The sequence below is a fragment of the Streptomyces sp. NBC_01257 genome, from assembly GCF_035917255.1.
GTDB lineage: Bacteria > Actinomycetota > Actinomycetes > Streptomycetales > Streptomycetaceae > Streptomyces.
This window is the reverse complement of sequence record NZ_CP108472.1, coordinates 9,122,357-9,134,407: the sequence shown is the minus strand read 5'-3', so window position 1 is coordinate 9,134,407 and position 12,051 is coordinate 9,122,357. Positions and strand designations below refer to the sequence as shown.

Genomic DNA, 12,051 nt, shown 5'->3' with positions numbered 1-12,051 from the left:
CCATTTTCTGGACCCCTTCCGATGGGTTGACACCGACGGAACGTACGTTTCACTATCCATGAAGTCAATGCATATAAGTGAAATGAGGCACTGAGCGATGCGCACCATCGGCCTTGAAGAACACTTCGTCACGCCGGAACTCGTCGGTTACGGCGCCGGCTCGGCTTCGATCATCGAGCCGTCGAAGTGGCGCGAAGCGTCCCGGCGGCTCCTCGACATCACCGGAGAGCGGCTCACGGAGATGGACTCGGCAGGCCTGGACGTGCAGGTGCTGTCCCTCAACTCGCCCGGGATCCAGGCGGAAACGGACGCCGTCGTCGCCGTCGCCCGGGCGACAGCGGTGAACGATCTGCTCGCCGACGTCGTGAGGGACCATCCCGACCGGTTCGCGGGTTTCGCCGCTCTGCCCCTGCAGGATCCGCAGGCGGCGGCCAAGGAGCTGGATCGCTCGGTGACCGAACTGGGCATGCGGGGCGCCCTCGTGAACGCGCACACCCAGGGCCGCTACCTCGACGACCCGCAGCTCCGCGTGGTGTGGGAGCGCGCCGAGGCGCTGGACGTGCCCCTGTACCTTCACCCCGCCAACGGCGTCGGCACGCCGCACGTCATCGAGGGGCACCCCGAGCTCATCGGCCCCATGTGGAGCTGGGGGACGGAGACCGCCTCACACTTCCTGCGGTGTGTCTTCGGCGGCGTCTTCGACGACTTCCCACGGGCCAAACTGCTGCTGGGCCACATGGGCGAGGGCCTGCCCTACGTGATGTGGCGGCTGGACTCCCGCTGGGAATACCACAATCACCACGGCGTCGAGCTCGCCCGGGGCAACCCTTCCGAGTATCTCCGGCACAACCTGTACGTCACCACCAGCGGCGTCTGCTCGGCTCCGCCCCTGCTGTGCGCGCTGCTCGCCCTGGGCCCCGAGCGCATCCTCTTCGGCACCGACTACCCCTTCGAGGACATGGCGACCGCCACCGCCTTCCTCGACTCGGCTCCGATCAGCGAGTCCGACCGGGCGAGGATCTCCCACCTCAACGCCGAGCAGCTGCTCCACCTGTAACGAAGACCCGCACTCCGCACGAGGGAATGCCGGCGTCCCGGCACACTCATGCACCCCTTCCTCCCCTCCTCTTGAGCAAGGAGCGGCCGCCATGGCCCTTGAGAACCCCGTACGGCACTGGATCGACGGCGAGCTGATCGGTTCGTCACGGACTTCCGACAGCATCGATCCGGCGACGGGCGAAGTGATCGGCACCTATGCCGAAGCCGACACCGAGGCCGGGAAAGCCGCCATCGACGCGGCGGCCCGCGCCTTCACGTCAGGCACCTGGCACCTGGACCCGATGATCCGGGCCACCGCCCTGAGCCATCTCGCCGACGCGTACGAGGCGCGCATGGACGAGGTCATCAGCACCCTGTGCCAGGAGAACGGCAAACTCCGCCACGAAGCGGGCTTCGAGGCGCACTTCATCCTCCGCGCGCTGCGCTTCGCGGCCGGGCTCGCCCTGCAACCGCACGGCCGGATCACCGACACCCAGCCGGGCCGTCAGGCCATGTCGATCCGTCAGCCCGTCGGAGTCGCCGGCATCGTGGTCCCGTGGAACTCCCCCGCGTACCTCTGCATACGCGCACTCGCCCCGGCCCTCGCGGCAGGGTGCACGGCGGTGGTGAAGATGCCGGGCCAGGCGGCGCGGACGGCGGCGCTCATGAGCGACATCCTCGCCTCCGTTCCCGAACTGCCGAAGGGAGCGGTGAACGTGCTCGTCGAGTCCGGCTCCGACGTCGCACGCCTGCTGGTCGACTCCCCCCGGGTGCCCGTGATCAGCTTCACCGGCAGCACCGAGACCGGGCGCCTCGTGGCGCAGGGCGCGGCGGCCCGCTTCAAGCGGGTGGGGCTCGAACTGGGCGGCAAGACGCCTCACCTGGTGTTCGCCGACGCGGACCTGAACGCCGCCCTCGCCACCGTGGTCGCGTCGTGCACCGTCTTCGCCGGGCAGTTCTGCATGACCGGCAGCCGGGTCCTGGTGCAGCGGGAGATCGCCGACGAGTTCACCTCGGCCCTGGCCGAGCGGCTGGAGAGCGTCCGTCCCGGACCGGCCTCCGACCCGGAGAGCCAGATCGGCCCCCTGATCGACAAGGCGTCGGTGGCCCGGGTCGACGCTGCCGTGGAGGCAGCGATCGCAGCCGGCGCGAAGCCCCTCGTCCGCGGCGGTCCGAGCACCCGCCCCGACCTGGCCGGCGGCGCGTTCTACCACCCCACCCTCCTCGCGGTCCCGGATTCCTCGCTCCCGATCGTCCAGGAGGAGACCTTCGGCCCGGTGCAGACCCTCCAGGTCTTCGACACCGAGGCGGAGGCCGTCGCCCTCGCCAACGACACCGAGTACGGTCTCAGCGCCTGCATCTGGAGCCGTGACGCCGACCGGCCGGTGCGTGTGGCGCGCCGGCTCGACGCAGGTCTCATCTCCGTCAACAGCTGGGCCAATCTGACCGTGGAGTTCGAGGAGGGCGGCTTCAAGTCCAGCGGCGTGGGCCGGCTCGGGGGCCTCGCGTCGATGGAGGACTTCCTCGAGTACAAGCAGATCACCCAGGACTACGCACCGCCCGTCGGGTGACGGGCGAGGGGTGAGCACCGGCGACACCCGACGCAGGTGGAAGGAGGGACGTTCCCGGCGCGCCGGTCCGGGAAACGGCGCGCGGCACGCCCCTTCGTCCGGTCCCCCGTCTGCTCCCTCACGGCCCGTCACAACCCTTGCTGTTATCACATATAGCGCTTAGTCTCGCAGGGCCGGCACCGACCGAGCCAGGCCATCGGCCCCTCGTTCGCAGGCCGGCCCCCGCGAGATGCGCCTCGCCGTTCTCCGCGCGAAGCCTCATCCCTGCGGCTCGCCGGCACCCACCCCTGGCAGGAGGCCAAAGATGGCCAAGCAGCGCGACCTTCTGACCTTCGAGGTCGACGGACACAAGCTCACGGCGGTTACCGCCGGCCCCATCGAATCGAGTGGCAAACCGCTGATCGCCGCCCTGCACGGGGGCACGTACACGGCACAGTATTTCGACGTCGCGGGCGCGCCCGAGGGGTCGTTCATCGACGTCGCCACCGCCCACGGCTACCCGGTCGTGGCCTTCGACCGCCCGGGTTACGGCGGCAGCACGCCTCTCGCCCCGGACGACAACACCTTCGATCGGCACGCGGAACTGCTGGGGGGCGCCCTGGAGCAGGCCACCGCGCGCCTCGCGGCCGACAGCGTTCTCCTCGTCGGGCACTCCATAGGCGGAATGATCGCCCTGATGATCGCCGCCACCGCACCGGGTATCCCTCTGATCGGCGTCTCGGCGACCGGAATGGGCGCCGTCATCCCTCCCGGCGGGGCAGCCGAAGCGCTCGGCTCGCTCCCGCCGGACGAGACGGTGGATCTGCCGTACGAGGAACGCGACCGGGTGATGTTCGGGCCGGCGCACACGTACCGAGCCGCAAGCGTGCAGGAAGCACACGGGTCCTACGCCCCCGTGCCCGTACGGGAGTTGGTCCAGGCTCCCGCGTGGCCGAGGGAACACCTCACCACCCTCGCACCCCGGGTCCGCGTCCCGGTGCACAACGCGCTCGCCGAGTTCGACGCGTTGTGGGACAGCAGCGCGGCGAACGTCGCCCGCTTCGCCGCACTGTTCACCGCGGCCCCCTTCGTGGACGCGAGTGTCGCCCGCGGCACGGGCCACTGCATCGACCACCACACACTCGGCTTCGCCACTCATCTGCGGCAACTGGCGTTCGCCGAGGAGTGCACGGCCTGGGCCGCGGCACAGCGGAGAGGCGAGAACAACAACTGATGCCCTCCGTCGAGAACAACCGGCTGCCGCGGAAGGTCCAGGTCCTCATCGCCGGTGGCGGCCCGGTCGGCCTGGCCGCGGCCATGGAGCTCGGGCGGCGCGGTGTCGACTGCCTGGTCGTCGAACCCCGCCCCACCGTCTCCAGGGCCCGCCCCCGGTGCAAGACGCTCAACGTCCGCACGATGGAACACCTGCGCCGCTGGGGACTGGCCGACCGGCTTCGCACACTGGCTCCGCTTCCCACGTCGTGGTCGCAGGACATCGTGTTCTGCACCTCGCTGACCGGCTGGGAACTGTCACGCTTCTCCGGCGTCCTCGGGCTCACGCCCGAGGGTGACCGCTTCCCGGAAGTCGGACAGCAGGCGCCCCAGTACCTCCTGGAGGAGATCCTGCGCGAGGCGGTCGACGGGCTCGACACGTGCCGGCTCGTCCTCGGGTCGCGGGTCGTCGCCGTGGAGCAGGACGATGCCACGGTGTCCGTGACCGTCGAGGACTCCTTCGGGGGCCGGAGCGGCGTCACCGCGGACTACGTGATCGGCTGCGACGGCCCGCGCAGCGTCGTGCGGGACCAGATCGGCTCCTGCTACGTGGGCGGCGCGGCCCTGCGCCCGAACTTCGGCATGGTCTTCGAGAGCACCGAACTCATGGACCACGTGCGGCACGGACCTGCCGTCCAGTACTGGATCGTCAACCCGTCCGCTCCGGCCCTGGTGGGCCCGCTGGACCGCGCCGGCTCCTGGTGGGCCATCGCCTTCGGTGTCGACCGGGAGACCGGGGAACGGGAGGCTCATCGCATCATTGACGGTGTGGCAGGCCGGCCGGTACGGGCCGACGTGCTCTCCACCGATCCGTGGACCGCCCAGATGCGCATGGTCGACCGGATGCGCGACGGGAGGGTGTTCCTCGCCGGGGACGCCGCGCACCTCAATCCGCCGTTCGGCGGCCACGGTCTCAACACCGGCATCGGGGACGCGGTCGACCTCGGCTGGAAGCTCGCGGCCGTGCTCGAGGGCTGGGGCGGCGCCGAGGCGCTCGACAGCTACGAGATCGAGCGCCGCCCCGTCCAGGAGCGGGTCATCCAGGAGGCGACCGCCAACATGCGGGTGCTCTCGACCGAACTGCTCGCCGACAACCTCGACGAGGGCGACCGGGCCGGAGGGCAGGCCCGTCGGGCTGCGGGTGCACGTATCCAGGAGACCAAACGGGTGGAGTTCCACTCGCTGGACCTGGTTCTCGGGCTGCGTATCGCTGCCTCCCCGATCGTCCCGGCGAACCCGGACGGACGGGACCACGTGGCGCGGACCGGAGCCCGGCTGCCCCACGTGTTCCTCGGAGACGGCCGTTCCCTCTATGACCTGCTCGGCGCCGATCTGACGCTCCTGGTCCTGGAACGCGGCACGTCGGAGAAGGTCATCGAGGAGGCTGCCCGAGCCCGGAACGTCCCGCTCAGGGTGGTGGACCTGTCGGAGGCGACGAGCCGCCACCCCTACGCCGAGGTGTTCGGCTCGCGTCTTCTCCTGATCCGGCCTGACCAGGTGGTCGGATGGCGGGGGGACGAGCCTCCCGAGCAGGTCCTGGCCCTCATCGACACGCTGAGGGGCTGCCCCCGACCGGGCTGAGAAGCCCCCGGATCCCTGGGTGTTCCGGCCCGTCAGGACCGCGTCGCCCCGTCGATCCGCTCACGGCCGGCAGTGCCCCTGCCGGCCGCCGGCGCCCGCGCACCCCCACCAGACCCCGCCCCGGCCGTGCCCTGTCCCAACTGCCATACGGCCGGGGCGGACCCATCCCTGAAGACGAACCCGACCGGGCGGCTTGGGCGCACCGCAGCCCAGCGCCGCACCCGGCGTGGCCAGGAACACCTTCATCCCGACGGAAGCAGGAGACATGAGTGCTCACACATGGACGAGACGCCAGGTCCTGAACAGGGCAGCGGGAACAGGCGTCGCCCTCGGTGGTTCCTCCGCGCTGCTGAACACCGGCGTTGCCCAGGCCCACGGGGGCGGACACGGCACGAAGAACCGCATGAAGATCATCGCTATCGAGGAAGCGGTTCTGCTGCCCGGCCTCGTCACCCAGGGCACGGCGCTGAACGGCGCGATCCCGTTCAAGCCCGAAGTCGTTGCGCAGTGGATGAAGCGGCTGCCGGACATCACGGCGTACCGGCTCGCCGACATGGACGAGAACGGTGTGACCATGCAGGTGCTGTCGCTCGCTCCCCCGGGGGTGCAGATGCAGCCCGACGCGGCCATCGCCGTGGCGGACGCCCAACGTGCCAATGACGCGCTGGCGGGCATCATCGCCACGCACCCCACCCGGTTCGGCGGCCTCGCCGCCCTTCCGCTACAGGATCCCGAGGCAGCCGTACGCGAGGCCAGGCGCGCGATGGGCGACCTCGGGATGGCCGGGTTCCTGGTCAACGGCCACACCTGCGGGCACTACCTGGATGAACCGCAGTTCCGGAAGGTGTGGGCCGCACTGGAGGAACTCGGCGCCGCCCTCTACCTGCATCCCACGCCGGCCCCGGCAGGCGACTGGGGCCTGTTGAAGGACCGGCCCGAGCTCGTCGGCCCCTTGTACAGCTGGGCGGCCGAGACCGCGGGGCACGCTCTGCGCGTCGTCCTCGGCGGAGTCTTCGACGACTTCCCCGGGGCCAGGCTCATCCTGGGCCACATGGGCGAGTTCCTGCCCTTCCACATGTCGCGCCTCGACGTGCAGATCGACAACATCGTCACGCGGGTGGCGCTGAAGAGGAAGCCCTCCGAATACCTGCGGAAGAACATCGCCATCACCACGTCCGGGGTGATGGACGACAACATGCTCCGGGCCGCGGTGGGGGCCGTGGGTATCGACAACGTGCTCTTCGCCATCGACTACCCCTTCGAGAAGAGCGCACAGGCCGTCGGATTCCTGCGTCACGCGAGCCTGCCGAGCGCCCAGATCCAGAAGATCGCCCACCGCAACGCCGAGCGCATCCTGCGGCTGTAACCGCGTGCTGGCACCTCGAACCCGCCATTCCCCGGGAGAGGGTGGGCGGGCCCGGGTTCTCATGTGGGGCGCGGGTGGCCCGCCTGCCGCAGCGGCCGCCCGCGCCCCGTTCGACGACGGCCCTGACCGGCGGACGGAACTCCGTTCGCACGCCTCGCTATAGTTGATATCAACTGACGGACAGCTGAAGCGAGGGACCGAGCGTGGCGACACCCAGAGGGGCCGTACAGCCCATCACGTCACGGTCGGTGGTGGAGCAGGCCACCGAAGAGCTGCGCCGGGCCATCCTGGCCGGCACGCTTGCACCCGGTGGGGAGTACTCACTGCGCGAGTTGGCGGGAATGCTCGACATCAGCTTCATCCCCATCCGCGAGGCCCTGCGGAGTCTGGAGAGCGAGGGCCTGGTCATCATGCGGCCGGGCCGCAGCGCTGTCGTGGCCCCCCTCGACCTCGACGACCTGCACGGCATCTACCGTCTGCGACGCACCCTGGAACCGGAGATCGCGCGGCGTTCGTGCCGCCTCCTGACAGACGATGAGCTGGACGGCCTCGACGCGCAGGCCCTCGACTTCGGAGCCAGGGACCACGGCATGGCCGACATCTACGACGGCCACCACGCCTTTCACCTCGCCCTCCTCGCCCCTGCCGCGACCGCCTGGGACATCCGGCTCCTGACGACCCTCTGGCGAGCGGGCGAGCGCTACATCCGGATCGGTTTCGGCCAGCTCGACCCGGATCCCGCAGAACACGAGCGACGCGGGAAGGCGCACACCGGCCTCGTCGCCACGTTCCGCACCCGCGACCCCGACGCGGTCGCAGCCGCCGTCGAGGAACACCTCGCCCGCAACGAGAAGATCGCCGTGTCGGCGCTTTCCTGAGAAGCGGCGCCGAGTCCCTCATGACTTGCTGCCACGAAATCATGGGGGCCGGAGCGGCTGTCACCTAATCAGGCTGCGGCGTACTGAGGGTTTCATCGCGATGGTGCCGGGGCCGACCACCGCCGCGCGCAGACAGCCGTGCGGTGCTCGGCGGACGACATCGCGCGTCGTACAGGGCGTTCCGGTCGCCTCGCCCCACCCGTGACCCGTGGCCCGCTCTTCTTCGGCGCGGCAGCGGGTCGCCCTCCGTCCCGCCCGCCTGCGCCAGGCACCCCGCGACCCCAAGCCAACGAAGGAGGGGCACCAGAGGCTTGCTGTTATCACATATAGCAGCTAGGTTCCGGTGAAGGACATGGTGCTGTCGGCTCTCTTCACGGCATCGACCCGTCCTTCCGGCCTGCGTTCGCCTCGGCCGGAATCGCCGATGCCGCACCGGCCGGCCGCCCCACCGGACGCGATCCGAGTCCGGAACGCTCTGCCCCGTATGGCTTGCTCCCGCGAAACCTCAGGTGCCGTACTGCCCACCGACACCGTGGCCACGTACCGGCCCGAAGGCATGAACAGCCCACCTTCCGCGCTCGCCTGGCAGAAAGGCACAACGATGTGCATCAATGACGGAAACCGACGTGCGTTCCTCAAGACGGCCGCGGCGGCCGGAATCGGTGTCGCCGGAGTACAGGCTCTGGCGGCGCCCACCACCGCACAGGCCCGGGAACGTGCCATCGGGTTCGACGGAAACGTGGCACTGACCAATGCCCGGGTCTTCGACGGCAACGGACTGACCGCACCGCGCACCGTGGTCATCGACAACGGCCGGATCGGTGTCAGCACCTTCGGCGCCCGCAAGGTCGACTGCGGCGGCGCCGTCCTGCTGCCCGGACTGATCGACGCCCACCTCCACCTCAAGGACCTGAGCACACTGCAGCAGTTGACCGCCTACGGTGTGACGACAGGTCTGGACATGGCCTCGTTCCCGCCGTCGGCCGTCGACGCTCTGCGCCACCGGCCAGGCCTCACCGACATTCGCAGCGCGGGCACACCGGCCGTCGCGCCCGGAAGCCCGCAGAGCCAGTTGCCGACCTTCCCCGCGGACGGGGTCGTGACCGGACCGGAGCAGGCCCCCCGTTTCGTACGCGCCCGGGTCGCCGAGAAATCCGACTACATCAAGATCATCGTCGAGGAGCCGGGGCTGGCCCCGGAGACCGTCAAGGCCCTGGTGAAGGCGGCTCACTCCGCCGGGAAGCTCGTCATGGCCCACGCGACCTCCGGCGTCACGGTGGAACGTGCGTTGGCCGCGGGCGTCGACATGATCCACCATGTGCCCCTGGACAGTCCGTTGCCCCCCGCGGTCGCCGCGCGGTATGCCGCCGGCGGCCCTGTCGCGGTCCCCACCCTCACGATGATGGAAGGCTTCGCCGCTCTCGGCATACCCGGATTCGACTACGCGGCTGCGGAGGGCAGCGTCACCGCTCTGCGCCACGCCGGTGCGCGGATCCTGGCGGGTACCGACTCCAACAGCACCCCGGGCATTCCGGTCCAGCCGGCCTACGGCGTCAGCATGCACCATGAACTCGAGTTGCTGGTCCGCGCCGGGCTCACCACTCGGGAGGTTCTGAACTCGGCGACCAGCCTGCCGGCCCAGGCCTTCGGGCTACGGGACCGCGGCGCGATCCGCGTCGGATACCGCGCCGACCTCCTGCTCATCGACGGTGACCCGCTGGCCGACATACGGGCGACGCGCAACATCAAGCGCGTCTGGGTGGGCGGCATCGAGTACTCCCCCGGCACCTGACCGGCCGTCCGGCCTCCGTCCGGCCACCGGCACGGCGGGCGGACGGGAAGCGGCAGCCGGGGCGGGAACTCGTCACCTGTCGAGCCGGCCGTCCTCACATCACGAGCCCCAGCCCCCGGACAGCGGTGAACCGCCGTCCGGGGGCTGGACTGCCGGCCGGGGCGGGCCCCGGCCCTCGACCGGGGCCGCGCTCCTCTCCTCAGTCGGCGAGATCGAGCGCGGCACCCACAATGCTGTCGGCGTCGATCCGGTGGTACCGGTAGACCTCCTCCAGGGAACCGGACTGACCGAATTCGGTGACTCCGAGCCTGCGGTTCGCGACACCGTTGACGGTGGCCAGGAACGCGAGCGTGTGGGGGTGCCCGTCCAGCACCGTGACCAGCGGAGTGGCCCGCTCGGCGGGGAAGACCTGGTCCAGGATCCAGTCGGGCGCATCGCCCTGCCCGGCCCGGGCGTCCAGCGCCCTGTACAGCAGACCCGGGCTGGTCACACACACGACATCGGCGAGGATGCCGATCTGCTGGAGGCGGTCCGCCGCGGTCAGCGCCTCGGTGACGACGGCCCCCATGGCTGCGATCGTGACGCGGGCTCCCTCCCGGCGGCGCAAAGGATAGGCGCCGGCAACGACCTGCCGGCGACGGCGCTCGCGGGCTGCCGGGTCGGTGGGGACGCGGGTGAGCGTCTGGTCGACGGGGCGGGTCGACAGCCTCAGGTACGCCGAGCCGCCGTCGGGGCGGCCGAGGCGGGAGAGAGCGGCCAGCAGCACCCACTCGGTGTCGAGGGCGAATGCCGGCTCCCAGGTGGTGCAGCCGGGCTGTTCGATGCCGAGGGAGGGCGTGGTGATGGACTGGTGTGCACCGCCCTCAGGTGCGAGGGTCACACCTGAGGGGGTGCCCACGAGGATCGACTGTCCGCCTGCGTAGATGCCGAAGGACCAGGGCTCCAGGGCGCGTTGGACGAACGGGTCGTACATGACGCCGATGGGCAGCAGAGGCTCGCCCCATCGGCTCCAGGTCGTGCCGAGCTCCCCGAGCAGGCCGACCAGATTCGTCTCGGCGATGCCCAGTTCGATGTGCTGACCCGTCGGACGCTCCCTCCAGTGCAGGATGGTCTCGGCGTCGTCGGCGAACCAGTTCACCCGCTCGGTGGGCGACCAGACACCGACTTTGTTGACCCAGCCGCCCAGATTGGTCGACGAGCTGACGTCCGGGCTGACCGTCACCACCCTGCGCGCGGCCTCGGGGGCGGCACGGGTCAGGTCGAGAAGCACCCGGCCCAGGGCGGCCTGCGTGGTTGCCACGCCGGCCGGCGTCCGGCCGATGTCCGTCGGAACCGCCGGCGCCTCGGCGGCCCGTACACCCTCGCGGTGCAGCCGGGCCGCGGCCTCGGCGCACAGCCGCCCCTCCTCCGAATCCGCGGCGAACTTCTCCCAGGGATCGTCGAGATCGGTACCCACCGCATCCGCCAGCTCACGCATCTGCTGCTCCGTCAGAAGCGTCGAGTGGTTCTGCGGGTGCCCATGGGTGGGCAGGCCGTAACCCTTGACGGTGTAGGCCAGAATCACCGTCGGCCGACGGTCGTCCACCTCGGAGAGTGCGGTGTCGAGAGCCGCGAGATCGTGGCCGGCGAGATTGCGGACCGCCTCGGACAGCATCGCGTCGTCGATGTCCGCGAGCAGTGCGGCGACCTCTTGGGCGCGGGGGCCGATGCCGGGCAGCCGGTCCCGCAACTCGCCCGCCGAGCAGCGCAGCAGACGCTGGTACTCGGCGTTGGACATGCCGTCGATCCGCTCCCGCAGGGCCTCGCCGCCGGGCCGCGCGAACAGTTCCTCCAGGAGCGTGCCGTACTTGAGTACGAGCACCTGCCATCCGGCTGCGGCGAACGTGTCCCGCAGGCGGGTGGCGGCGATGGTCGGCACGACGCGGTCCAGCGACTGGCGGTTGAGGTCGACGATCCACACGAGTTCGCCGAGGTCGGCGACCTGCGGATCCCCGATCGCCTCCCACACCGCCCCCTCGTCCAGTTCCGCGTCCCCCACCAAGGCGTACTGCCGGCCGGCGAACCCGCCACCGGTGTTCTTTCCGGCGTAGCGGCGGGCAAGCGCGCCCCAGATCGTCGCCGTGGCCCCGATGCCGACCGATCCCGTGGAGTAGTCGACCGGGTCGGGATCCTTGGAGCGACTGGGGTAGCTCTGCAGACCGCCGAAGGCGCGCAGGGTGGGGAGGTAGGAGGCGTCGAGCTCGCCCAGCAGGTAGTTGATCGCGTGGAGGACCGGGGAGGCGTGAGGTTTCACCGACACCCGGTCCTGGGGACCCAGGTGACGGAACCACAGTGCGGTCATGATGGACACCATCGAGGCGCACGAGGCCTGGTGCCCGCCGACCTTGAGCCCCGAGGGATTGGGCCGTACGCGGTTGGCGTGGTGCACGATCGCGCTGGACAGCCACAGCGCACGGTCCTCGACGGCTTTGAGCACTTCCAGATCGGCGGCAGTGGCCGGCCGTGGGGTGATGGATACGTTGGGCATCGTGAATCGGTCTCCTTGCGCTGTGACACACCCCTGTGTGCCGATAT

The 12,051-nt window shown here is 70.3% G+C and carries 8 protein-coding genes; 7 read left to right on the top strand and 1 reads right to left on the bottom strand.

From position 1 onward, the window contains the following. Positions 1 to 97: 97 nt before the first annotated feature. The 7 genes from OG408_RS39770 to OG408_RS39740 all read left to right on the top strand — a co-directional run bounded on the left by OG408_RS39770 (position 98) and on the right by OG408_RS39740 (position 9,477). A complete protein-coding gene (locus tag OG408_RS39770) occupies positions 98 to 1,057 on the top strand; it encodes an amidohydrolase family protein (protein WP_326674380.1) in 960 nt (319 codons plus the stop codon). A 91-nt stretch (positions 1,058 to 1,148) separates the two neighbouring features. Continuing rightward, a complete protein-coding gene (locus tag OG408_RS39765; protein ID WP_326674379.1) occupies positions 1,149 to 2,609 on the top strand; it encodes an aldehyde dehydrogenase family protein in 1,461 nt (486 codons plus the stop codon). 304 nt (positions 2,610 to 2,913) lie between these two features. Beyond that, positions 2,914 to 3,822 (top strand): alpha/beta hydrolase, encoded by a 909-nt coding sequence (locus tag OG408_RS39760; RefSeq protein WP_326674378.1) that lies wholly within the window; start codon positions 2,914 to 2,916, stop codon positions 3,820 to 3,822. Then, the gene (locus OG408_RS39755; RefSeq protein ID WP_326674377.1) at positions 3,822 to 5,441 is read left to right on the top strand and encodes an FAD-dependent monooxygenase; all 1,620 of its coding nucleotides are present in this window, start codon (positions 3,822 to 3,824) and stop codon (positions 5,439 to 5,441) included. Before OG408_RS39760 ends, OG408_RS39755 begins: the two co-directional genes overlap by 1 nt. A gap of 265 nt (positions 5,442 to 5,706) precedes the next feature. Then, positions 5,707 to 6,807: an amidohydrolase family protein gene (locus OG408_RS39750; RefSeq protein WP_326674375.1), complete on the top strand. Its 1,101-nt coding sequence runs from the start codon at positions 5,707 to 5,709 to the stop codon at positions 6,805 to 6,807. A gap of 203 nt (positions 6,808 to 7,010) precedes the next feature. Next, a complete protein-coding gene (locus OG408_RS39745) occupies positions 7,011 to 7,685 on the top strand; it encodes a GntR family transcriptional regulator (RefSeq protein WP_326674373.1) in 675 nt (224 codons plus the stop codon). A 601-nt stretch (positions 7,686 to 8,286) separates the two neighbouring features. After that, positions 8,287 to 9,477, top strand: a complete 1,191-nt coding sequence (locus tag OG408_RS39740; RefSeq protein ID WP_326674371.1) for an amidohydrolase family protein — start codon at positions 8,287 to 8,289, stop codon at positions 9,475 to 9,477. A 199-nt stretch (positions 9,478 to 9,676) separates the two neighbouring features. On the opposite strand, the gene OG408_RS39735 is transcribed toward OG408_RS39740, so the two are convergent. Continuing rightward, on the bottom strand, positions 9,677 to 12,004 hold the full coding sequence (locus tag OG408_RS39735; protein WP_326674370.1) for a transketolase-like TK C-terminal-containing protein: 2,328 nt from the start codon (positions 12,002 to 12,004) through the stop codon (positions 9,677 to 9,679). Positions 12,005 to 12,051: the final 47 nt, after the last annotated feature.

What these genes read in the sequence shown, in the direction of transcription:
- OG408_RS39735 (WP_326674370.1), bottom strand. Translation starts at nt 12,004, where the DNA reads ATGCCCAACGTATCCATCACCCCACGGCCGGCCACTGCCGCCGATCTG.
- OG408_RS39760 (WP_326674378.1), top strand. Translation starts at nt 2,914, where the DNA reads ATGGCCAAGCAGCGCGACCTTCTGACCTTCGAGGTCGACGGACACAAG.
- OG408_RS39770 (WP_326674380.1), top strand. Translation starts at nt 98, where the DNA reads ATGCGCACCATCGGCCTTGAAGAACACTTCGTCACGCCGGAACTCGTC.
- OG408_RS39750 (WP_326674375.1), top strand. Translation starts at nt 5,707, where the DNA reads ATGAGTGCTCACACATGGACGAGACGCCAGGTCCTGAACAGGGCAGCG.
- OG408_RS39755 (WP_326674377.1), top strand. Translation starts at nt 3,822, where the DNA reads ATGCCCTCCGTCGAGAACAACCGGCTGCCGCGGAAGGTCCAGGTCCTC.
- OG408_RS39765 (WP_326674379.1), top strand. Translation starts at nt 1,149, where the DNA reads ATGGCCCTTGAGAACCCCGTACGGCACTGGATCGACGGCGAGCTGATC.
- OG408_RS39740 (WP_326674371.1), top strand. Translation starts at nt 8,287, where the DNA reads ATGTGCATCAATGACGGAAACCGACGTGCGTTCCTCAAGACGGCCGCG.